Raw genomic sequence first — 21,317 nt, forward strand, 5'->3', positions numbered from 1 at the left:
GAATTTACATATTAAATCAGCAGTTGAGATAGTCGTCAAGTGTGTAAACAGTAAAATAAGCATAAATTGCTTTGCGTAGGGAATTACGTAGATCCTCATTTTCTACTGTTTCAATGAGCTTATCAGCGAATTTCTTTTCCTTTTCGGACATCTCTTTCCGTTTATGAATTGCTTTTGCTGCTTCAGATTGTTTTTTTGCTTTGTAGAAAAAGTTTATGTTAGATATCTCGAGCCCTTGCTGATTAAGTCTGCTTATGAGCTCGCCCTTTAAAAATCCAATTTCTGAAAGCCATGTCTGGTCATGGACAGCGACATTCAGCACACCGTCTTTTGTGCTTCCAACGGTTGTGAGGAAAGCAATTGAGTCGCCTGCGCAGTCGTTCCACACCTTCTTGGTTTTAAGGTAAGACTGAAAGTTACCGGGTATCGAGCCGGGGAGTATCTCAGAGAGTTTCTTCATCCTCTTCTCCGAAAAGTTCGGACAGGCTGTCGTCCAGATGCTTTATAAGTTCATCTGTTCCCTGTTTAGCTATGGAAGATATTTTAAAGAAAGCAATTTCAGGGTGGTTTTCTTTTAAATATGCTTCGAATTCATCGAGATTTTCCTGATAAACAGAGTCCATTTTAGTAGCTGCAATAACTTCGGGTTTTTCTGCAACATCATGGCTGAATTTATCAAGTTCGTAGCGTAGTTTTTTGTATCTTTCCACCATAGACTCTTCGTCAGACGCATCTATCAGGTGAAGGAGAAGTTTGGTTCTTTCGATGTGGCGGAGGAATTGTATACCAAGTCCGACACCTTCGTGTGCGCCTTCTATGAGTCCCGGCATATCTGCGAGTACAAAGGCATTTCCGTATACGCCTTTAATAACGCCGAGATTTGGAGTAAGTGTTGTGAAAGGGTAGTCTGCAACTTTTGGTTTAGCAGCGGAAACAGAAGAGATAAAAGTCGATTTCCCTGCGTTAGGGAAGCCTATAATACCGACATCAGCAATAAGCTTCAGTTCAAGTGCAAGCTTGACAGTTTCTCCCTCGAAACCCGGCTCATGCCTTGTGGGAGCTCTGTGTGTGGGGGAGGTGAAGTTTGCATTTCCGCGTCCACCTTTGCCGCCCCTTGCCACTATGATCTCTGCGTCCTGACGGGTCAGGTCAGCAAGGATTTCTCCTGTATCGGCGTTCTTTACCACTGTGCCGATAGGCACAATAACAACAGCATCAGCACCTGATCTTCCGTGCATATCTTTCCCTTTGCCGTGTATTCCGCGCTCAGCCTTACGGTGATAAATGTAACGCACATCCATCAGAGTATGTTTTGTACTGTCAGCACGCAGAATTACATTACCTCCGGGGCCGCCGTTTCCGCCATCCGGACCGCCTCTGGGAACAAACTTCTCTCTACGGAAGCTCATGCAGCCGTCGCCGCCTTTGCCGGCTATCGCCATGATCTCACAGGTGTCAATAAATTTCATTGTACTTCCTCATATCTCATATGAAACATCATACCAAGAAAAAAGCCCACCTTAAAGGTGAGCTTTAATATTATTATTCTGCTGTAAAATTTAGCTGTGCTAAATTACGCTCTTTCAGGGATAATGTTGATGAATTTACCTTTACTCCCTCTATCCTGAAATTTAACAAATCCAGGTGTGAGAGCAAAAAGTGTGTCGTCTTTACCGATACCAACATTGATGCCGGGTTTGAACTTAGTGCCACGCTGACGAACTATGATGTTGCCTGCAAGTACTTCTTCACCATCGTACTTTTTAACGCCGAGGCGTTTAGAGTTCGAGTCCCTTCCGTTTCTGGTACTACCACCAGCTTTCTTGTGAGCCATTAGACGCCTCCTTAGCCTACGTTAATGTCTTCGATCTTTATAGATGTAAGAGCAGAACGGTGACCATATCTCTTTTTGTAGTCTTTACGACGTTTTCTTTTGAAAACGAGAATTTTATCACCTTTGCTGTGCTCAACAATCTTAGCTTTGACAACAGCGCCTTCAACAAAAGGAGCTCCTAAGTTAAGCTGACCGTTTTCGCTAACTGCAAGTACATCTTTAATTTCAATAACAGAATCTTGTTCGGCATTGATACTGTCAACCTTCAGCGTATCGCCGGGTTTGACAGAATATTGTTTTCCGCCGCTCTTTATAATTGCGAACATTATATACGTACCTCCACGAAACCTGCCAAGTGCAGGGAACATCACTTATACATAAGTGCAGTTTATTAGTCAAGAAAAAAATGCAACTTTCAAATGTTGACAAACATGAATCGTGCTTATATAATCACGGGCTTACCAGACAGTAAGACAGTATAATAGTCTCTATATATAATTAAGGAAAGGAGTGGTTGTAATGGCACAGATGCTGACAATGAAAAAACCAAGCAACACTAAGCGTAAACGTAAGCACGGTTTCAGAGCCAGAATGAAGACCAGAGGCGGTAAACTCGCAATAGCCAGAAGAAGGGCTAAAGGCCGTAAGCGTCTTACAGTTTAACGATCAGCGTTTCAGAAAACAGGAAAGGCTGAAGAAAACGAAGGAATTTGAACAGGTCTTCAGGCGGGGGCGAAAACTTATCGGTAAGTTTGTTGCTCTGCATTATATATATAATGGAGAAGACCTGCGGAGATTGGGGGTCACCGTCAGCAAGCGTGTTGACAAAAAAGCGGTGACCCGAAATCGGCTAAAACGAAGCTTCAGAGAAATATTCAGAAGAGATAAAGACAGTTTCCCTTCGGGGCTGGATATCGTTCTGAGAGCTCTGCCGAAAAGCGTTGATGCCGACTACGGTGAACTAAGGTATGAAATCCTCTCACTTGCTGAAAATATTAAACCCGAAAAACCTGCTGATAGCAGTGCTCCGGTTATATAAACTCTTCATATCACCTCTGTTGGGAAACAGATGCCGGTTTTACCCCTCATGCTCTGATTATGCGATGACAGCCCTGAAAGAGAAGGGGCTCATCAAGGGAACGATGCTCTCCGTTTGGAGAGTAGCCCGATGCAATCCGCTGTCAAAGGGCGGATACGACCCAGTAAAATAAACAGAAACCTCTGGAGGTTATCTCGAAATGAATAAGAATACCGTACTGGCAATCGGACTGAGTGCGCTGGTTATACTCGCTTTTCAGGTTTTCTTTGCTCCAAAGCCCACCGTACAGAATCAGGTTCAGCAATCAGCACAGACAGAAGATAATAAAGGTCAGATCGTCCCTGTTGAGGATGCACAGCCTATTACTATAGAAGAGCAGACTGCTCAGACGGAACCGATGATTCTCGAAACTTTCGATGTACTCACTGATAATGTCAGATACGTCTTTAACGCAAATACAGGTAACATCAGGGAAGCGGTGATAAACAGTTATCACTCAAGAGACTTGACAAATGTCGGTTTCAAAAGCGTAAACGGCGATGTCGTTTTTGCTGATGTCCCCTTCATCTCTGCCTATACTTCAGACGTCCAGAAGACAAACGGCACTACCACTGTGACGTTTTCGGGTTCTCAGGGAGATATTGTTGTCACTAAAAAATATGTCATAAATGATGACAGCTATCTTGTGAAAGGTGAGCTTGTCCTTAATAATACTGGTGACAGGACAGTCAATGTTCCACTTACAAGCGGGATTGGTGCGAATGCAGTAGACGGGTTTGAGTCTGACAGATATTCCTTTCAGGGGCCTCTCATGTTCGACGGCAAAAGGCTAAAGAAAGAGAAAGCTGAAAAAGTTGATAAGAGCATTGTTGTGGATCATCCGAAATGGGTTGGCTATATGTCAAAATATTTCATGATAGGTGTGGCTCAGGATTATAGTAAAGGAACTATATCGCCTGCCGGCGGCTCTGCAAAGATAACCGGTTCGGCAGATATGAAACTTAATCCGGATGCACGGGAGACTGTGGAGTTTTCATTATTCGCAGGTCCTAAAGAATATGACCTGCTGAAGTCCTATGATCTTAAGTTAGAAAAATCAATCGATTTCGGTATATTTTCCTTTATCGCCATCCCGATGCTTAAGTTTCTTAAAATAATTTACAGCTACGTACACAACTATGGTGTTGCGATCATCCTGCTGACACTTGTTATTAAGATATTGACTTTCCCACTTACCCAGAAAAGTATGGTAAGTATGAAGAAGATGTCTTCTCTTCAGCCCAAAATGCTTGAGATCAAAGAAAAGTTTAAAGGCGATAAAGAGAAAACCAATGCGGCTACAATGGAACTGTACAAAAACGAAGGGGTTAACCCCCTTGGCGGATGTCTGCCTATGGTTTTGCAGATACCTATCTTTTTCGCTCTTTACAAAACTCTCCTGCTGGCAATTGAACTTCAGGGAGCGCCTTTCATGCTCTGGATAACCGATCTTTCTCTCAAAGACCCCTATTACATCTCTCCGATTCTTATGGGGGCATCAATGTTTCTCCAGCAGAAGATGACACCTTCGACAGCACAGGATCCTCTCCAGCAGAAGATATTCACTTTTATGCCGCTTATCTTCACATTCCTGTTTCTTACGTTCCCGGCGGGACTCGTTGTCTACTGGCTGACTAATAACGTACTGTCCATTGCGCAGCAGTACTTTATCAACAAAAAACTTGCGTAAATGACGGAGATTTTTAAAAAATGAAATATTTTGAAGTGGAAGGCAGAACTGCTGAACAGGCAGTCAACAACTTCCTTACAGAAAAAGATATACCTAAGGATTTTATCGAATATGAAGTCCTTAAAGAGGCTTCGAAAGGCTTTTTGGGGTTTGGCAGGAAGAATGCGCTGGTAAAGCTTAAATTTAATGACGTTGAGTTTTACACCAGAAAAGCAAAGCTTGTCCTGTCTGAAATACTGGAAAAAGCTGGTTTTGCTGACTATAGTATTGAAACAAAAAATAGAAATCCTGATATAATACTTAATATAGTTTCTCCCGATTCTAAACTCCTCATAGGCAAAAATGCCCAGATGCTGGATTCTATGCAGTTTATACTGAACAGAATGCTTGCATGGCAAAGCCCTGACTTCACCTTCATCGTAGATGTAGAGGAGTACAGAGAGAGAGTTGTGGAAAACCTTAAAGAGAAAGCTGTTAAGCTGGCAAAAACTGTCCGCAGAACAGGAAAGCCCATCAAAATGGCTCCTATGGTTACTATGGTTCGCAAAGAGATCCATATGGTGCTCAAGGAAGTGCCGGGGATCAGCACTGTGAGCAAAGGTGATGGTCATCTCAAAGAGATTCTTATCGTTCCGGAAAGAAAAGGGGGCGGTGCTCCGAGAGGACGCAGACCTGACAACAGAAAACCAAGACAAAGAAGACCTCAGAGAGAAGGTCAGAGTACTCCGCAGACAACAAAACCTGAGGGGAGCGAGTAAAGATGATACTGAAGATAGTTCTTGCTGCCATTATGGCATTTCTGGCTTTTAAGCTTTTCAAGAAGCCTGTCGGGACTGACAGTAAGTCAAAAATCGACAGCGATGCAGTGGAAACTGTGCAGGATCCTGTCAATGGCGTTTTTGTGGGAAAAGATACTGAGTTTAAAGTAAAATATTACGACAAACTGTATTATTTCAGTTCTCAGGAGACAATGGATCAATTTATCGAACAGAAGAAGGGTGACAAAAATGAAGATATTTCTTGATACGGCGAATATAGAAGAGATCAAAGAAGTCAAAGACCTCGGTATACTTGACGGGGTTACTACAAATCCCTCTCTTATAGCAAAAGAGAAGAAGGATTTTAAAAAAACTATCGGTGAAATCTGCGCAGTTGTAAACGGACCTGTCAGTGCAGAAGTTATTGCGCTAGACTGGGAAGGAATGGTGAAAGAAGGACGTGAACTCGCTGAGATAAGCGACCATGTTGTTGTGAAAATACCATTTACAAAGGACGGTCTTAAAGCCACAAGCATACTCTCAGGCGAAGGGATAAATGTTAATGTTACACTTATCTTCTCTGCTAACCAGGCGCTGCTTGCATGTAAGGCTGGCGCTGCATACATAAGCCCATTTGCCGGCAGACTGGACGATATCGGACACGACGGCATTGACGTTGTTTCCCAGTGCCAGAATGTTGTGGATATATATGACTATGATACAGAAGTGATTGCAGCTTCTATCCGCAGTACAGCACATATGCTCCAGTGTCAGGATATCGCTGTGGATATCGCTACTATCCCTTACAAAGTTATTGAGCAAATGATGAAGCACCCACTTACAGATGCAGGAATCAAGCAGTTCCTTGCTGATTGGGAAAATGCAGTAAAGTAACTTCTTATATTTTACAAATAAATTAAACAAAGCCTCTCTTCTGAGAGGTTTTGTTGTTTTTATTGTGCGAAGACAGAACACCACGCATTTATGCGTGGATAAATGAGCTAATCACAGCTTTAGATATTATAAGTCATTGTGATGAATGTGATGGCGAAACAATCTTGGGATTAACTAACGAGTCCAGAGACTGCCACAGCCCTGCGGGCTTCGCAGTGACATATTTTGCATATTTTCTATCTGCGACAACAAAGTTGTAATTTCGTGTGTTAAGCACGTGCGGAGCAATAGAATCACGGGTTTACCTGGTGGAATTTATTGTGCGAGCCCTTTCAGTAGCGTATCTATGAGCACTTCAAGTTTATTCTCTCTATCTCTCTCTGAAAACTCAGCAACAAGGTTCGGGTGATGAAAAGACATAGTCCCTTCGAATAATACATGCATAGCGGTCTCTTCATGCCCGGCGGCGATGATGCCGGCATAGGCAGCCTTTTTGATTATCTTTTCCAACATTTGTTTCATGTTGTTCAGGTGAGCAGAGATAAAAGGTCTCATGTTTGCGGAGGCGACATCAAATGCTTTAAAAAGCTCAATGTCAGTTAGCACTCTTTCTCTTTTCATACGGTGAAGAGCGAGAAACCAGAGATGTATCATTTCATCCGGAGGCATGTCAGACTCTGTTATCTTTGCCAGTGTGTCATCAATGTCAGCCAGCCAGAGCTCTGAGACTGTGTCAAGCAGTGCCTCTTTGCTTGGAAAATGATTATAGAGGGCTGCGTGGCTTATCCCCATCTCATGGGCAATGTCAGTCAGGCGTACTTTGTCAAACCCAAGCAACCGCATTTTGTTAACAGTAATTTCTACAGCTTTTTTCCTGATTTCCTGAGGTGTCAGTCCTGTTCTTGGCATATTGTCTCGCTTGTTTTTTATTAAATTAAATATAAACTATTGCGTGACAAATTACAACTTACATATTATGTAATATGTAAGTTTACCAAAAAAGGAGAGAATAATGAATGAACGAAGGGTTGCTCTTGTGACGGGTGGTTCCAGGGGGATAGGTAGAGCAGTGGCTTTACGGCTTGCAGTTGACGGGTTTGACGTTACGGTCGGGTACGCAGGTAGAAAAGATGCTGCCTCTGAAGTCGTGAGAGAGATAGAGAAGATGGGGAGAAAGGCTTTGGAAGTGCAGGGGGATATTTCTGTTAAGAGAGATGTTGAAAATATTTTTGAAGCAACATTAAATAGGTTTGGCAGGTTAGACGCTGTTGTCAATTGTGCAGGAGTGATGAGTATGTCGGGGGTAGCGGGAGGTTTCACTGATGCAAATATTGAAGCGTTCGACAGGATGACTGCTGTCAATCTGCGCGGAGCATTTCTTGTGCTGGCAAAAGCTGCCGAAATTCTTAACGAAGGGGGGAGGATCGTACAGTTTTCTACATCAGCGATAGTTCCTGCTTTTCCAAAGTATGGACCCTATACAGCTTCTAAAGCCGGAGCAGAATTGCTTGTGCGTGTGCTGGCAAACGAACTGCGCGGGAGGAAGATAACTGTAAATGCAATTGCCCCTGGACCAGTAGCAACAGAGCTCTTCTTTGAAGGGAAATCTGAAGAATTTATACAAAAAATGACTAAACTTCCTCCGCTTGAACGCCTTGGTGAACCTGAAGACATTTCGTCAGTGGTGTCATTCATGCTGAGCGATGACAGCGGATGGCTCAATGGTCAGGTGGTAAGGGTAAACGGAGGCTATGTATAGAATTTATAAAAATGATGTATTGGACCGTGACCGGAGCCTATATCCAGTTCATCTGCGTGTTCTATGGCACCCTGTATATAGGCTTTTGCCTCACTGACGGCATCAAAAACCGACATTTTCTTAGCCAGATTCGCTGCAATAGCAGAAGCAAGTGAACATCCGGTACCGTGCGTGTTTTTGGTATCGATACGTTTTGTAGTAAATGTATGGAAATCTGTTCCGTCAAAGAGCAGGTCGTTTGACTCAGCTGTTCCCATGTGCCCCCCCTTTAAAAGGACTGCGTGTGCCCCCATATCTGTAAGCAGAAGACATGTTTCGTGCATATCTGCTGAGGTGACGATCTTTTTTCCAGTGAGGAATTCAGCCTCGGGGACATTAGGCGTGATGACTTTTGCCTGTGGGAAAAGCATTTCGATAAGGTTATGAACAGCCTCACGGCTAAGCAGGTTTGCTCCCCCTTTTGCTATCATCACAGGATCCACGACAAGATTTTCAACTTTGTATTCGTGCAGTTTCCTTGCCACCAGAGCCACTGTGTCCGGGTTAGAAAGCATGCCTGTTTTCACAGCATCGGGGACAATGTCGGCAAAGATACTGTCAATCTGCATGTCGATGTATTCGAGGGGAATGTCAACATAACCCTGAACACCGAGCGTATTCTGAGCTGTAACGGCTGCGATAACGCTCATTCCATACACGCCGTTTGCACTGAAAGATTTCAGGTCAGCCTGGATGCCGGCACCGCCTCCGGAGTCGGATCCTGCTATAGTTAAAGCTTTAAACATTTTGTCACCTATGCTGATTTCGAACCATTTTTGCGATAATTATTTTTACGTTCTTCATGAACGTAGGCTTTGGACTTGATTTCATATCTGTCTTTGCCGAGGAGGTTGTCAATTTCGTTATAGAAATCATATCCAGGCTTTATGCCGAAGTCGGGACCGGTCTTGATATGTACTCCGTAAGCTTTAGGTTTCTCAAGATAGAGTTTAACAGGTACGTCACCGTGATGTGTTGCTAACGTAGTTTTCAGTTTATTCAAAATTTCGGAGGTCATCCCTGTGGATGTTAGTTTTATTGTCACCAGCTCTGTGAGCATTTCCATAGCTTCTGTAACATCCATTATCTTGTCAGCCATGATGACGGTATTGTCTTCTTTATGGTCTATTTTGCCTGCAATTATTATTATCTTATCGTTTTCCAGATGCCTTGAATACTGTTCAAAGGTTCTGGGGAAAACAACAACTTCAACTTCTGAATCCATATCTTCAACGTTGGCAAATGCCATCTTTTCGCCTTTCTTTTTGGTGACTATGCGTTTGACATGTTTTACGAGACCGCCGATTACGATATCCCCTTCACTGTCCGGGTTCGCAACTTCTCCGATAGGGATGGTGAATGTCTTCAGAATATTGTTGTAGATAGCCAGAGGGTGATTGCTGATGTAAAAGTCGAGAACTTCTTTTTCCATTTTCAAAAGCTCATTCTCCGGCATCTCTTCCACATCAGGGAAAAAGAACTGTTCCTCTTCATCGCTTTCCTCGTCCACAAGGAACGCCTCAATGGACATGATCCCCTGTTCTGCCATCTTGTGCTTTCTCTGCCCTTCCTCCAGAGCTCTTTCTATAACCTGAAGATTCTGACGGCGATTTTTACCTGAACAGTCAAAAGCTCCGGCTTTAACCAGTGATTCCAGTACGCGTTTGTTACATGCACGCAGGTCAACCCGTTCACAGAAATCATAAATATTTTTGAATTCACCGTTTTTGTCACGTTCCTGCAGTGCAGCTTCTATGGCATTGAACCCGACATTTTTAATAGCGCCGAGACCAAAATGTATGGCAGTTCCTTCTATTTCGAAGTTAACGCCTGATTTGTTTATGTTAGGGGGCAGGACATCTATGCCCATATTTTTGCACTCTTCGGTGAAGGTTACGATCTTGTCCCCTTTGTCAATTTCACAGGAGAGTATCGCTGCCATGTATTCCACAGGGTACAGAGCTTTCAGGTAGGCTGTCTGGTAGCTGATCAGAGCATAGGCTGCGGAGTGAGATTTGTTGAACCCGTATCCGGCAAATTTTGCAAGCTTGTCAAAGAGGTCTTCTGCCATTTTCATATCGTAGCCGCGTGCTTTTGCGCCCGGGATGGTATCTCCGTCACCATACAGGAAGAACTGTTTCTGTTTTTCCATCTCGGCGGCCTTCTTTTTACCCATTGCACGGCGCAGGTTATCCGCAGAGCCGAGGGAATATCCGCCGATGATCTGAGCAATCTGCATAACCTGCTCCTGATAGATAACAACGCCTCTTGTCTCTTTCAGGATTTCTTCAAGGTCAGGAAATATATAGTCGATCTCTTCTTCGCCATATTTTCTTTTTACGAAAGAGTCAAGCATTCCTGATTCCATAGGGCCAGGTCGGTAAAGTGCTACAAGCGCAATAATATCCTCGAACTGTTCCGGTCGAAGCTTCTTGAGCAGGTTTTTCATACCCGAGCTCTCAAGCTGGAATACCGCAGTGGTGTCCCCTCGGCTTAGTAGTTCGTAAACTTTTTTATTATCGAGGGGGATGCTCGCAATATCAAGATCTTCCCCTCTGTTCTTTTTAATTTGCTTTATTGCTTCGTCAATGATCGTAAGGTTGTTGAGTCCCAGAAAGTCGAACTTGACCAACCCTACACTTTCCAGTGTGTCCTTCTCGAATTGAGCGATGACTTCGTTGTTCTGCCCGCGGCAAAGGGGGACATATTCGTTAAGAGGTTTGTCGCTGATGACGATTCCCGCAGCATGCATGCCAGTGTTCCGCACAAGTCCTTCCAGCTTCACAGCATGGTTTAGGATGAGTTCTCCCTGCTCTGCTGCCTGAAAAACTTTTCTGAGATCTTCATCTTTTTTGAGCGCTTTACGCAGGGTCATCCCGGGGTCTGACGGGATAGCTTTTGCCAGTTTATCCACAATAGGTAGAGGAACTTCAAGTACACGCCCCACATCGCGAACGGTGCTTCGACCAAGCAGTTTACCGAATGTTATGATCTGGGAAACACGGTCATCGCCATACTTTTCACGAACATATTTTATAACCTGTTCACGCCCTTTTACACAGAAATCAATATCAAAGTCGGGCATGGATGATCTTTCTGGGTTGAGAAACCGCTCAAACAGAAGGTTAAAGTATATAGGGTCAAGGTCTGTTATACCCAGAGAATACGCCACAAGAGAACCGGCACCGGAACCTCGTCCGGGACCGACAGGTATGCCGACACTTCTGGAGTAATTCATGAAATCCCAAACGATGAGGAAGTATCCGGCAAAGTTTTTGCCTATGATAACGTCAAATTCTTTCTGCATCCGGTCGTAATATATCTGATGTTTTTCAGAAGGTATTTTTGCAAGTTTTTCGTGCAGTCCTTTTCTTGCAAGGTGTTCAAGGTAACTTGAAATCGTATAGCCTTCCGGTACTTCGTACTCCGGCAGGTGCAGTTCTCCGAAGGTTATGGATGTGTTGCATCTGTTTGCTATCTCCACAGTGTTTGTCAGAGCATCGGGAACTTCGCCGAATGCCGCCCACATCTCTTCCGGTGTTTTGACCCAGAGCTGATCAGAGTGTATCTCGAACCTGTTTGGGCTGTTTATAGTGGACTGCGTCTGTATGCATATGAGCACTTCATGAGAGAGGTGATCGCCTTTGTTAAGGTAGTGGCAGTCATTGGTTGCAACGAGAGGTATGCCGGAGTCGCGGGACATTTTGATGATGTTTCTGTTCACCATCAGCTGTTCCTCAATGCCGTTTTCCTGAATTTCCAGAAAGAAGTTATCCTTGCCGAAAATGTCTCTGTATTCGTGTGCTGCCGCAACAGCTTCGTCGTATTGGTCACGTATTATTTTACGTGGGATTTCTCCGGCGAGACAGGCGGACATGGCGATCAGACCTTCGGAATATTGAGCCATGATTTCTTTGTCCACTCTTGGCTTATAATGAAACCCTTCAAACTGTGCCAGAGATACAAGCTTTTGTAGGTTAGACAGCCCTTTGTTGTTTACTGCCTGAAGTACAAGGTGGTGATTTCTCTCTTGGCCACGTTCGTATGTTGTGTTGAACCGTGAGTCAGGTGCGACATATACCTCACACCCAAGTATAGGCTTGATATCGTTTGCTCTTGCCTGACGGTAAAAGTCCACTATCCCGTGCATTGTTCCGTGGTCGGAGATGCCCACCATCGGTGTCATTCCTTTTTCTTTGATCTTCTGCATCAGGTCGCCGACAAGTATTGCGCCGTCCAGAAGTGAATACTGTGTATGTAAATGTAAGTGTACAAAATCTTTACTGTTGTTCATGAAATTTCCGGTTTTTTTTGATGTCATATTCTATCAAAAGTATCCTTTATATGAAACCCCAAATACACTAGAATATGATAGTTATCTTTAGAGAGGGTAGGGTGAAAAAACTTTTATACCAGTTGTTTATAATTGGGCAGGGGCGTGTGGAGCTGTTCTTTGTCCTCTGCGTTTTTTCTGCATATGTGCTCTATCCGTCTGTGTATGCAGGCAGTTTTTCTGCATTTGCTCTACCTGTATATTTCATAAAGAAAAAGAAAGGGGTGGTGATAGGCTTTGCTGTTTTGCTGCTCTACCTATTTGCTGCCGGAACACTTCTTGTGACCGGAGAGAAAGAGTCAAATGGATCAAAAAACCTTTACAGTACCACAGCAGGAACTCTTGTCGTCTCTCAAAAACTTTTACCGGGTGACATCGTTTTCGGGGCTTACAAAATGCGGAAATATGCAGGAGAGCCGGAAGGGAGGTTCGCCAGAGGGTACTATATTTCTGATGTTGAGCTGCGCAGGATATCTGTTCCTCTGCTCCGTTCAATTCTTCATGTGAGGCAGAGTGTGTCAGAGAAGCTTTTTTATTCCACTGGGGGTGAGCTGAGGCTGACTCAGGCTGTGATGCTGGGAGACAAGCAGTTCCTGACGCAGGAGACGAAGGATAAATACCTGCTCACCGGGTTGGGGCATCTTCTCGCGATATCCGGGCTGCACGTTGGGCTGTATGCAATGGTGTGTTATTTCATATTTGGTTTTCTTCCAAGAAAGCTGAGGCTCATCCCCGCAGGGCTGATGCTTCTGCTTCTCATACCTTTCACCGGTTTCAAAATCCCTGTACTCCGGGCTGGTCTGCTTGGGTTCTGTATTGTTGTTGCGAAATTTGTTGATTTCAGTACGGATGTGCGCAAGCTGCTTCTTTTTTTTGCTGGTATATTTATTTTAGTATCCCCTTCGATGATAGTTTCTCCGTCTTTCCTGCTTTCGTTTTCTGCTGTTTACGGACTTTTACACCTTAATGATCTGAAATATCCGAAGTTTCTGGCTCCTGTTATGGTCGGAATTGTGGCTACAGTATTTATAATACCCGCAGCATCGGCAGCTTTTGGCTCTTTTAATATAAGCTCTATTATCTCTACGCCGTTTCTTGTGCCGGTGATATCTGCACAGGTGATATGTTTTCTTCTTTACCTTGCTTTACCTTCGCTTTCCCTTGAACCTGTTATTCTTCTTGAAAAAGTGCATCTGTTGTTCATTGATGTGTTTGCCGAAAAGCTCGGGTTTGTGTTCACCATGTATAAGGCAGAGATATTATGGGCTGCGGCTATGATGTTTTTTTTGTATGCTTGTGCCAGATTGCGGATGCTGTGGCTTAGCTTTGTTCTGCTTCTTATCCCCTATATCCCCGCTCACGTCGAGAAAGGGGGATATTTTCCGAATATGGGGCGGTCAAAAGGCTTTGTGGTGGTGGATGACAAGGTTCATATATTCTTTAAAGGGCATCACGGAGATTTTCTCTATCGGTTTATTCCGTATCTTGCAGAGCTGGGGGTTGAAGCGGCAGACAGAGGAACTATAGACATTTACGGCTCAGAGAATATATTTATACCGGTTAAGGTCACATCGGAAGACTACGGCTGGATATGCGTCAACAGGCTTGATGAAGAATGCAAAGCAGTATATCATACAAAGTCAAACAGTTACGGCTGTGATGATGACAGAGTGCATATACTTTATAAAAATAAGTGCAGCACTGGAAAAACATACTTATTAAGCGACACGGGGGATCTGATCATTGATAATCCGAGTGAATGAAAAAGAAGTGAAAGCCAGAGCCGATGCAACTGCCGGTGATATTGTAAGAGACCATAAGCCTGATACAGACATAATAATACAGAACGGACACATAGTTAAGGCGGACAGCCTTCTTGAGACAGGTGATTCTGTTTATCTTATAAAAAAAGGTGAAATACCGGACGAAGAGGAGATGAAGTTTCTCATAACTGCAAGGCATACTCCGAAAGTTGCCGAACGTATGGGGAAATGCCGGATGGCTGTCTGCGGTCTGGGTGGTCTCGGCTCAAATATAGCCCTTGCTCTCGCCAGAATGGGTGTGGGAGAACTGCTTCTGATAGATTATGATGTCATAATACCATCAAACATAAACAGACAGCAGTATTATGTAGATCAGATAGGTATGAAAAAAACTGATGCAACACTCGCAAATCTCAGGCGGGTAAATCCATATATAGAGTATGATGTCCGTGACCTTTTCATAACGAAAGATAATATAAAAGGTCTTTTTGACGGATGCGATGTTATCATAGAGGCGTTTGACGGCGCTGCCACAAAGGCTATGTTTATCCCCGAAGCGTCCCGTGCTTATCCTGATGCGCTCATTGTTGGCGCCTCCGGTGTTGCCGGGCTTGGTTCCCACGAAAGTTTCAGGGTGGTAAAAGCCGGAAAAAATGTTAAGTTGGTAGGGGATTTCGAGGCAGCAGCTCAGATAGGAAGAGGTCTGATGTCGACCCGTGTGACGATAGCGGCAGGTATTCAGGCAAATGTAGCTGTTCGCCACGTTCTGGCTGATATTCTGGAGGATTAGTATATGAAAATACAGTTAAACGGCGAGTCTGTAGAGCTTTCGGATGCAATAAGCTTAAACAGCCTTATAGACAGGTTTGACATGAACAGAGAGACTGTTGTGGTGGAGCTTAACGGAGATCTGCCGGACAAGTCTGAATATGACAGTATTGTTGTTAACGAAGGAGACAGGATAGAGCTTATACGTTTTGTTGGCGGTGGTTAAGGATTATTTTCTTTTAAGGAGAGTTTCCGCGCAGCTCCGCAGAGCCTGCATGAGATCATCTTTCACCACAGGTTTTTTCAGATAGTCTGTGATCCCTATCTCCTCTGTTTTCTGGATGTAGGGCTTTTCGTTGAAAGCTGTTGTGACGATGATAAGGGCAGAAGGGTTAAGTTCTTTAATACGGCGTGACATTTCAACACCGTCCATAACTGGCATCTGTATGTCTGTAATCACAATGTCTGGTTTATGTTCTGTATAAATGTCGAGCCCTTCAGCACCGTCTTTTGCAGAGTAAATAGTGTCAAAGCGTCTTTTGAGAAAACGCATAAGACTTTCGCGGACGCTGTTGTCGTCCTCAACATGCATTACAGAAAACTGCTTAAGAAGTTCGACGTCTTTAATATAGTCTGTGTTCATTTGTTACCACGCTCTGAAACTATTCTAACGTTAATCATTTGAACAGGCAATATAAATATGTATATTGATATTTATGTCAGCAAGAAAAAATTCTGGCAATAATAAACAAATGTTTATATATTTGGAATCTGACCCAAAACTATGGAGGTATTTTGATGAGTAGTTGTAATTCTGACAGCTCATGTAACTCATGCGGTTCACAGTCATCCTGTGACGCAGACGAGAAAAGAAAGCATACACAAGAAATGCTTACTGCAAGACTGTCCAAGATCAAATACAAAATTATGGTGATGAGCGGGAAGGGGGGCGTTGGTAAATCAACAGTGAGTGTTAGCCTTGCCTCTGCGCTTCATTCTCTCGGTTTTTCTGTAGGGATCCTGGATGCTGATATCCATGGTCCGAATATTCCTAAAATGTTCGGTATGACACAGAAGGGTGTGCAGACAAATGAGAACGGACTTGTGCCTTTTGAGGCTGTGGAAGGTCTCAAGGTTATGTCTGTAGGCTTTCTCGTGCGTGACGATGATGATGCTGTTATATGGCGCGCCCCTGTAAAACACGGCATGATCGAGCAGTTTATGAGCGAAGTTGAGTGGGGCGATCTTGACTTTCTTATTATCGATCTTCCGCCAGGCACAGGTGACGAGCCCCTCAGCGTGGCACACACTATAGGTAAAGGACATGTTGACGGCTGTGTAGTCGTTACAACCCCACAGGAAGTTGCTCTTCTGGACTCCAGAAAGTCTATAACTTTCGCCAGAAAACTAGACATTCCGGTTTTTGGTATTGTTGAAAATATGTCCGGTCTGGTCTGCCCGCACTGCGGAGAAACAGTTGACCTGTTTAAGTCCGGCGGCGGAGAGAAAGCTGCTGGGGAGATGGATGTAAATTTCCTCGGTCGTGTGCCTATAGACCCTATGGTTGTGGTTCAGGGGGACAGTGGAAAGCCTTATGTGCTTGAAGTAACAGACACTCCTACTGCGGCAGCTTTTAAAAGCATTGCGGAAAATATCCTCAGCCAGACTATTAAGGCTGAAAAATAATATAGTCTAAGGCAGTACACTGTGTGCCAGCCCCTTAGCAGCCTTGTTAAAAGTTTAAAAAAACAAAATCCCCAATTTTGATAACAAGATTGGGGATTTTTATTCTAAACTGACACTTTCATGGATAAGTTCATCTCAATCAGCTTTCGAGCTTATAAGTCATTGCGAGGAATGTAATGACGAAGCAATCTCAGGATTAACTAACGAGTCCAGAGGCTGCCACAGCCCTGCGGGCTTCGCGGTGACGTATTTTACATATGCTCTGGCTGTGACAACGAAGTTGTAAATTCGTGTGTTAAGTATGTGCGAAGCAATAGAACCAAGGGTTTACCTGTGTGAATCTATCCCAAAGCAGTCTTTCAAACTGAGAATACCTGAGAACACAGGAGAATATGCAAAGGCTGAAGATTGTTTCACCCTAAAGAGTTCACAATGACTTACATCAAAATGTGAGTATTGCAGCATTATTTATTTCACTCGTGTTGATATCTTACCTGAAATAAGTTAAACCTTAGTTGTGTACTATTTGCAGCGAGGTTTATTTATGTCTGTGAACATCATGTTTGTAACAAGTGAGGCAGCTCCGTATGCTAAAACGGGCGGTCTGGCCGATGTCTGTTCTTCACTTCCTAAGGCTCTTTCAAAGGACAATAATGTTAAAGTGGTCATGCCTCTTTATTCGTCTATAGACGTTGTTAAATACGGCATTACTCCGTATATGAACGGGTGTTGTGTACATATGGGCAATTGTGAAGAGTTCTACTCTATCTATCATACCAGTGACGGCGGAGTGGACTTTTATTTTATAAAATTTGACAAATATTTTGACCGTGAAGGGATATATCACACCAAAGCCGGCGAGTATGGCGATAACCCTTACAGGTTCAGCTTTTTATCCAAAGCCTCTCTTCAGGTGGCGAGAGACATTGAATTTGCTCCTGATGTGGTGCATGCCAACGACTGGCAGACGGCACTTGTTCCGTATTATCTCAAAAAGCAGTGGGATCCTTACTTTGTAAATACCTCCAGCGTTTTAACTATACATAATATAGGATATCAGGGGGTGTATGGAACAGAGTTTATGGAGTATGCGTCTATTGAAAGCGCAGATATGCACCCTATGGCATTTGAGGCGTTCGGTGCTGTGAACCTTCTGAAAGGGGGGATAGCATTCGCTGATAAGATAACAACAGTCAGTCCTAAATATGCGGAAGAGATAAAGGGACCTATCGGTTCTTCCGGACTTCATGAAATACTTAACAGCAGAGAGGCAGATCTTAAAGGGATTCTAAACGGCATCGATACAGATGTGTGGAATCCGGCAAAAGATATTTATATACCTCAGAAATTTTCTGTCCGCTCCATAAATAAAAAAGCAAAAAACAAGCTGGAACTTCAGAAGAGGTTCGGTCTGACAGAGAATCCGGATGTTGCTCTATTTGGCTTTGTCGGGCGCTTTGCCGATCAGAAAGGTGTATATCTGCTCCAGACTGCGATGGAGAGAGCAGTGCGGGAGATGACATGTCAGTTTGTGGTTGTAGGTTCGGGGGAGCAGCAGTATGAGGACTATTTCGGCGGTATGCCCGCCAGACACCCCGGAGAGTGCGGGAGCTATATCGGGTATAGCGAAGAGCTGGCGCATCTGGTGGAAGCGGGGGCGGATTTTTTTATCATGCCTTCTCTTTATGAACCCTGTGGTCTGAATCAGATGTATTCACTGGCATATGGTACTCTGCCTGTGGTGCGTGCAACCGGTGGTCTGGACGATACTGTTGAAAACTATGACGAGACAACGGCGGAAGGTACGGGGTTTAAGTTCTATGCAATAAGCTCGAGCGCCCTTTTTGATACTATCGGCTGGGCTGTCAGCACATATTACGACAGACCTGAGCATATGGAGATCATGAAAAAGAGGGCTATGAAAAAAGATTTTAGCTGGAGGAATTCTGCGAAAGAATATCTTAGCTTATACGCTTCCCTCGGGAATACTTCATCTGACCTGTATTTATAAAGTTTAGGCGGCTGGGCGGACTCTTTTGCGGTAGTTGATCAGATAGACAGCTGTGATGGCTGCGAGACCGCCAACGACGGTGTTTAGCCTTATTGGCTCGTCCAGAAAGATATAGCTCATCAGAAGTGCATTCAAAGGCACAAGGAAGATGAATGAGCTTGCCTTCTGGCTGCCGAGACTGTTTGTTGCTATAAAATATATTGTTGTGCCGAAAGTTGTTGCTCCGACAGTGATTAGGAACATGTTTATGACAAATACGTGATTTGCGGCAACGCTGATACTCATCCCTTTGCTGTAAAGAAGTATCAGGTCAAACAGTGCGGTGAACAAGAACAGATAAAAGCTGAAAGTGTACGCAGATGTGTATCTGTTCGCTCTCTTGCTGGTGTGGGTTAAGAATGCCCATGTCAGTGCCGCAACCAGAAAATAAGCGTTACCGCTTGCAAAAATAAGATGTATATCCAGTTTCCACACTTCCATTATTATGGCAGCCCCTGCAAGCCCCAGCAGAAGTCCGGCAGCATCTTTTACTGACGGAGCTTTCATGGTAAGCACACATCCGATTCCGAAGGTGAGGATAGGCACAAGTGTTGTTACCAGTATTCCCCCTGCACCGGCAAACCCTGTCACAAGCCCAGTAAAAAACATCTGATTGTACAGAACAAGAAGCAGCGATGCCACTGCGGCGACAATGAGACCTTTTCTGCTTATGGCAAATGGTTTTTTCATTATGATCATGACGGGGATAAATGTCAGCCATGTGATAAAGAAGCGCCAGAAAACAAGCACATCAGGTGATGCAACTCCGGTCAGAAGTTTGGCAGATATCCATGACTCGCCCCAGCTTACCATTCCGAGAGTTAAAAGCAGATAAAGAAGAGCATTGCTCATTTGGCACCTCGCATAAAAGTTTGCGAACAAAGAATAATAAAACAAAAAAGCCCACCAGATGGTGGGCTGTTGTTGTTTTGGTTGCGGGGGCTGGATTTGAACCAACGACCTTCGGGTTATGAGCCCGACGAGCTACCAAGCTGCTCTACCCCGCGTCAAGGGAATGGAAGATTAGCAACTTTTCATTATTCTGTCAACCGCTAAATCAAAAAAATATGACATATTTCTTTACACTTGAAATTAGAGACAAAAAGTAGCTTAATAGTACAAAATAGATTATTGATAATTGAGGTTAGCACTAATGAAGATTTCATGTAGAAAAAAGACAGCACTTAATTCTAAAAAAGATGCGGTATTGATCCCTGTATATCGTAATATGCGCCCATTAAAGCCACTTACAGGCAAAAAGATAGAAGATGAGATAAATAATGTAATTTCTTCCGACTATTTCTCTTATGAAGAGAAGGAGTTTACCGGTTTTTTTATGGAAATCGGTGGAAAACTGAGAAAAGTCTATCTTGTTACCGTACCGAAAGATCCCGCCGGATACAGATACTATACTGAGCTGGGCGGGGCATTTGCAAAACTGCTTAAGAGTGAGCGGATAACATCATTTTCTATCCTCTCCTTTGAGGATATCTATCTGGAAAAGAAAGACACTATGTTTACTAAGTCGTTTCTTGACGGTTTCTTTTTCGGACAGTACAGCTTTGACACATTCAAAAGCAAAGTCGAAAAGAGTTATCAGTTTGAAGAGGCAGAGGTTATCACCGCTTTTACAAAGTTGAAGAGATTTGTTGATGAGAGCGCAGAGAAATGGAATGCAGTCTTTGACTCTATATATATGGCAAAAGACCTTATCAACACTCCCCCTGCTGATATGACACCGGAGATTTTTGCTGAGAAGGCTCTCGAACTTGCAGGGGATAAGCTTAAAGTAAGCGTGGTTGACGATGTAGAAGTGCTTAAAAAAGACTATCCGCTGGTTTATGCTGTCGGTAAGGGGAGCACAAACCTTCCGAGATTTCTGAAACTGGAATATAACGGTGCGCCCGCTACAACCCAGCATGTTGCACTGGTTGGGAAGGGAGTAACATTCGATTCCGGCGGCTCTAATCTGAAGCCTACGGGCTCTATTGAAGACATGAAGACAGATATGTCCGGCGCTGCTACAGTTCTCGCTGTTACAAAGATTGCTGCTGATACTGACATGGCTATTAATATCAAAACATACATCCCGTTGGTGGAGAATATTATCGGCACCTGTGCATATAAACCGGGCGATATCCTTACAAGCAAGATGGGGAAAACCGTTGAAGTTCTGAATACCGACGCAGAAGGGCGCCTCATTCTGGCTGATGCTCTATATGAGTCTATACAGACAGACCCAGAGGTGATCATAGACGTTGCGACACTTACAGGTGCGTGTGTTGTGGCTCTGGGGTCACATTGTGCAGGGCTTTTCAGCAACAGGAAATTTCTCGCTAAGAATATATCTGATGTTTCCGGCGAAATCGGAGAAGATATATGGGAACTTCCTCTTCTGGAGGCATATCAGGAACGCATCAAAAGTGATGTGGCAGACCTGCGCAATATTGCAAAACCAGGTCGTGAGGCAGGTTCTACGATTGCCGGTCTCTTTCTTCAGGAGTTTGTGGACAACTGGCCGTGGATACACCTTGACATAGCAGGACCAGCATATCTGGATACTGAGCATCCTGTTTTCGGGAAGCACGCAACAGGATTCGGAATCAGGCTGATAACAGAGTTTTTGCAGACTCACTACTCAGTAACAGAATAAATAATAAGGGGG

General features: G+C 43.9%; 23 protein-coding genes and 1 tRNA gene. 14 read left to right on the plus strand and 10 right to left on the minus strand.

All coding sequences use genetic code 11. From position 1 onward, the window contains the following. Positions 1–16: 16 nt before the first annotated feature. The 4 genes from DACET_RS00150 to rplU form a co-directional block, all read right to left on the minus strand. Positions 17–460 carry a DciA family protein gene (locus tag DACET_RS00150; RefSeq protein ID WP_013009384.1) on the minus strand — a complete coding sequence of 148 codons (444 nt, stop codon included), beginning with the start codon at positions 458–460 and terminating at the stop codon, positions 17–19. After that, positions 444–1,469 (minus strand): GTPase ObgE, encoded by a 1,026-nt coding sequence (gene obgE, locus DACET_RS00155; protein ID WP_013009385.1) that lies wholly within the window; start codon positions 1,467–1,469, stop codon positions 444–446. The genes DACET_RS00150 and obgE overlap by 17 nt, the downstream gene beginning before the upstream one ends. A 104-nt stretch (positions 1,470–1,573) precedes the next feature. Next, positions 1,574–1,834, minus strand: coding sequence for a 50S ribosomal protein L27 (gene rpmA, locus DACET_RS00160; protein WP_013009386.1), 261 nt, complete (start codon positions 1,832–1,834; stop codon positions 1,574–1,576). A gap of 11 nt (positions 1,835–1,845) precedes the next feature. Beyond that, positions 1,846–2,160, minus strand: coding sequence for a 50S ribosomal protein L21 (gene rplU / locus DACET_RS00165; RefSeq protein ID WP_013009387.1), 315 nt, complete (start codon positions 2,158–2,160; stop codon positions 1,846–1,848). A gap of 202 nt (positions 2,161–2,362) precedes the next feature. Between rplU and rpmH the strand changes: the two genes are divergently transcribed. From rpmH to fsa, 7 genes are read left to right on the plus strand one after another with little or no spacing between them, the layout of a single operon-like run. Beyond that, the gene (gene rpmH, locus DACET_RS00170; protein WP_041230029.1) at positions 2,363–2,497 is read left to right on the plus strand and encodes a 50S ribosomal protein L34; all 135 of its coding nucleotides are present in this window, start codon (positions 2,363–2,365) and stop codon (positions 2,495–2,497) included. Between the two features lie 28 nt (positions 2,498–2,525). Further along, positions 2,526–2,873: a ribonuclease P protein component gene (rnpA, locus tag DACET_RS00175; RefSeq protein WP_083772323.1), complete on the plus strand. Its 348-nt coding sequence runs from the start codon at positions 2,526–2,528 to the stop codon at positions 2,871–2,873. After that, positions 2,803–3,045 (plus strand): membrane protein insertion efficiency factor YidD, encoded by a 243-nt coding sequence (gene yidD / locus DACET_RS15865; protein WP_013009389.1) that lies wholly within the window; start codon positions 2,803–2,805, stop codon positions 3,043–3,045. Before rnpA ends, yidD begins: the two co-directional genes overlap by 71 nt. A gap of 27 nt (positions 3,046–3,072) precedes the next feature. Next, on the plus strand, positions 3,073–4,602 hold the full coding sequence (gene yidC, locus DACET_RS00180; RefSeq protein ID WP_013009390.1) for a membrane protein insertase YidC: 1,530 nt from the start codon (positions 3,073–3,075) through the stop codon (positions 4,600–4,602). A 20-nt stretch (positions 4,603–4,622) separates the two neighbouring features. Next, positions 4,623–5,360, plus strand: coding sequence for a Jag N-terminal domain-containing protein (locus DACET_RS00185; protein WP_013009391.1), 738 nt, complete (start codon positions 4,623–4,625; stop codon positions 5,358–5,360). Between the two features lie 2 nt (positions 5,361–5,362). Further along, positions 5,363–5,626 (plus strand): YHS domain-containing protein, encoded by a 264-nt coding sequence (locus DACET_RS00190; RefSeq protein WP_013009392.1) that lies wholly within the window; start codon positions 5,363–5,365, stop codon positions 5,624–5,626. Beyond that, positions 5,610–6,254 (plus strand): fructose-6-phosphate aldolase, encoded by a 645-nt coding sequence (gene fsa, locus DACET_RS00195; protein ID WP_013009393.1) that lies wholly within the window; start codon positions 5,610–5,612, stop codon positions 6,252–6,254. The genes DACET_RS00190 and fsa overlap by 17 nt, the downstream gene beginning before the upstream one ends. Positions 6,255–6,569: 315 nt before the next feature. Here fsa and DACET_RS00200 read toward each other — a convergent pair whose 3' ends face one another. Beyond that, on the minus strand, positions 6,570–7,163 hold the full coding sequence (locus tag DACET_RS00200; protein ID WP_013009394.1) for a TetR/AcrR family transcriptional regulator: 594 nt from the start codon (positions 7,161–7,163) through the stop codon (positions 6,570–6,572). A gap of 103 nt (positions 7,164–7,266) precedes the next feature. On the opposite strand from DACET_RS00200, the gene DACET_RS00205 reads away from it, so the two are divergent. Continuing rightward, the gene (locus tag DACET_RS00205; protein ID WP_013009395.1) at positions 7,267–8,013 is read left to right on the plus strand and encodes an SDR family oxidoreductase; all 747 of its coding nucleotides are present in this window, start codon (positions 7,267–7,269) and stop codon (positions 8,011–8,013) included. On the opposite strand, the gene thiD is transcribed toward DACET_RS00205, so the two are convergent. Further along, entirely contained in the window at positions 8,004–8,798 is a 795-nt protein-coding gene (gene thiD, locus DACET_RS00210) for a bifunctional hydroxymethylpyrimidine kinase/phosphomethylpyrimidine kinase (protein WP_013009396.1), read from the minus strand. The genes DACET_RS00205 and thiD overlap by 10 nt on opposite strands. 8 nt (positions 8,799–8,806) lie before the next feature. Next, a complete protein-coding gene (gene dnaE / locus DACET_RS00215; RefSeq protein WP_013009397.1) occupies positions 8,807–12,346 on the minus strand; it encodes a DNA polymerase III subunit alpha in 3,540 nt (1,179 codons plus the stop codon). Between the two features lie 101 nt (positions 12,347–12,447). Between dnaE and DACET_RS00220 the strand changes: the two genes are divergently transcribed. Genes DACET_RS00220 through thiS form a run of 3 tightly spaced genes read left to right on the plus strand, consistent with a single transcriptional unit; the run spans position 12,448 to position 15,142 of the window. Further along, entirely contained in the window at positions 12,448–14,148 is a 1,701-nt protein-coding gene (locus tag DACET_RS00220; RefSeq protein WP_013009398.1) for a ComEC/Rec2 family competence protein, read from the plus strand. Further along, a complete protein-coding gene (thiF, locus tag DACET_RS00225; protein WP_211204090.1) occupies positions 14,141–14,938 on the plus strand; it encodes a sulfur carrier protein ThiS adenylyltransferase ThiF in 798 nt (265 codons plus the stop codon). Before DACET_RS00220 ends, thiF begins: the two co-directional genes overlap by 8 nt. 3 nt (positions 14,939–14,941) lie before the next feature. Then, positions 14,942–15,142 (plus strand): sulfur carrier protein ThiS, encoded by a 201-nt coding sequence (thiS, locus tag DACET_RS00230; RefSeq protein WP_013009400.1) that lies wholly within the window; start codon positions 14,942–14,944, stop codon positions 15,140–15,142. 3 nt (positions 15,143–15,145) lie between these two features. Here thiS and DACET_RS00235 read toward each other — a convergent pair whose 3' ends face one another. Beyond that, positions 15,146–15,559, minus strand: a complete 414-nt coding sequence (locus tag DACET_RS00235; RefSeq protein WP_013009401.1) for a response regulator — start codon at positions 15,557–15,559, stop codon at positions 15,146–15,148. Positions 15,560–15,714: 155 nt separating this feature from the next. On the opposite strand from DACET_RS00235, the gene DACET_RS00240 reads away from it, so the two are divergent. Further along, positions 15,715–16,602 (plus strand): Mrp/NBP35 family ATP-binding protein, encoded by an 888-nt coding sequence (locus DACET_RS00240; protein ID WP_013009402.1) that lies wholly within the window; start codon positions 15,715–15,717, stop codon positions 16,600–16,602. Positions 16,603–17,146: 544 nt separating this feature from the next. Beyond that, positions 17,147–18,613 carry a glycogen synthase GlgA gene (gene glgA / locus DACET_RS00245; RefSeq protein WP_013009403.1) on the plus strand — a complete coding sequence of 489 codons (1,467 nt, stop codon included), beginning with the start codon at positions 17,147–17,149 and terminating at the stop codon, positions 18,611–18,613. Between the two features lie 3 nt (positions 18,614–18,616). Here the strand turns inward: glgA and DACET_RS00250 are convergent, their stop codons facing one another. Together DACET_RS00250 and DACET_RS00255 are read right to left on the minus strand one after the other, a co-directional pair. Next, positions 18,617–19,504, minus strand: a complete 888-nt coding sequence (locus DACET_RS00250; RefSeq protein WP_013009404.1) for a DMT family transporter — start codon at positions 19,502–19,504, stop codon at positions 18,617–18,619. 78 nt (positions 19,505–19,582) lie between these two features. Further along, positions 19,583–19,659, minus strand: a tRNA-Met gene (locus tag DACET_RS00255). A 146-nt stretch (positions 19,660–19,805) separates the two neighbouring features. Between DACET_RS00255 and DACET_RS00260 the strand changes: the two genes are divergently transcribed. Then, positions 19,806–21,305 carry a leucyl aminopeptidase family protein gene (locus tag DACET_RS00260; RefSeq protein WP_013009405.1) on the plus strand — a complete coding sequence of 500 codons (1,500 nt, stop codon included), beginning with the start codon at positions 19,806–19,808 and terminating at the stop codon, positions 21,303–21,305. Positions 21,306–21,317 lie beyond the last annotated feature (12 nt).

Source organism: Denitrovibrio acetiphilus DSM 12809, from assembly GCF_000025725.1.
Taxonomy (GTDB): Bacteria; Chrysiogenota; Deferribacteres; order Deferribacterales; family Geovibrionaceae; genus Denitrovibrio; species Denitrovibrio acetiphilus.

Excerpts from the sequence above, each read along its gene's own strand:
- DACET_RS00190 (WP_013009392.1), top strand. The coding sequence starts at position 5,363 with ATGATACTGAAGATAGTTCTTGCTGCCATTATGGCATTTCTGGCTTTT.
- DACET_RS00150 (WP_013009384.1), bottom strand. The coding sequence starts at position 460 with ATGAAGAAACTCTCTGAGATACTCCCCGGCTCGATACCCGGTAACTTT.
- DACET_RS00185 (WP_013009391.1), top strand. The coding sequence starts at position 4,623 with ATGAAATATTTTGAAGTGGAAGGCAGAACTGCTGAACAGGCAGTCAAC.
- glgA (WP_013009403.1), top strand. The coding sequence starts at position 17,147 with ATGTCTGTGAACATCATGTTTGTAACAAGTGAGGCAGCTCCGTATGCT.
- yidD (WP_013009389.1), top strand. The coding sequence starts at position 2,803 with ATGAAATCCTCTCACTTGCTGAAAATATTAAACCCGAAAAACCTGCTG.
- rpmA (WP_013009386.1), bottom strand. The coding sequence starts at position 1,834 with ATGGCTCACAAGAAAGCTGGTGGTAGTACCAGAAACGGAAGGGACTCG.
- yidC (WP_013009390.1), top strand. The coding sequence starts at position 3,073 with ATGAATAAGAATACCGTACTGGCAATCGGACTGAGTGCGCTGGTTATA.
- DACET_RS00235 (WP_013009401.1), bottom strand. The coding sequence starts at position 15,559 with ATGAACACAGACTATATTAAAGACGTCGAACTTCTTAAGCAGTTTTCT.
- fsa (WP_013009393.1), top strand. The coding sequence starts at position 5,610 with ATGAAGATATTTCTTGATACGGCGAATATAGAAGAGATCAAAGAAGTC.
- thiD (WP_013009396.1), bottom strand. The coding sequence starts at position 8,798 with ATGTTTAAAGCTTTAACTATAGCAGGATCCGACTCCGGAGGCGGTGCC.
- DACET_RS00200 (WP_013009394.1), bottom strand. The coding sequence starts at position 7,163 with ATGCCAAGAACAGGACTGACACCTCAGGAAATCAGGAAAAAAGCTGTA.
- thiS (WP_013009400.1), top strand. The coding sequence starts at position 14,942 with ATGAAAATACAGTTAAACGGCGAGTCTGTAGAGCTTTCGGATGCAATA.
- DACET_RS00205 (WP_013009395.1), top strand. The coding sequence starts at position 7,267 with ATGAATGAACGAAGGGTTGCTCTTGTGACGGGTGGTTCCAGGGGGATA.
- DACET_RS00250 (WP_013009404.1), bottom strand. The coding sequence starts at position 19,504 with ATGAGCAATGCTCTTCTTTATCTGCTTTTAACTCTCGGAATGGTAAGC.
- obgE (WP_013009385.1), bottom strand. The coding sequence starts at position 1,469 with ATGAAATTTATTGACACCTGTGAGATCATGGCGATAGCCGGCAAAGGC.
- rpmH (WP_041230029.1), top strand. The coding sequence starts at position 2,363 with ATGCTGACAATGAAAAAACCAAGCAACACTAAGCGTAAACGTAAGCAC.
- dnaE (WP_013009397.1), bottom strand. The coding sequence starts at position 12,346 with ATGAACAACAGTAAAGATTTTGTACACTTACATTTACATACACAGTAT.
- rplU (WP_013009387.1), bottom strand. The coding sequence starts at position 2,160 with ATGTTCGCAATTATAAAGAGCGGCGGAAAACAATATTCTGTCAAACCC.
- DACET_RS00260 (WP_013009405.1), top strand. The coding sequence starts at position 19,806 with ATGAAGATTTCATGTAGAAAAAAGACAGCACTTAATTCTAAAAAAGAT.
- DACET_RS00240 (WP_013009402.1), top strand. The coding sequence starts at position 15,715 with ATGAGTAGTTGTAATTCTGACAGCTCATGTAACTCATGCGGTTCACAG.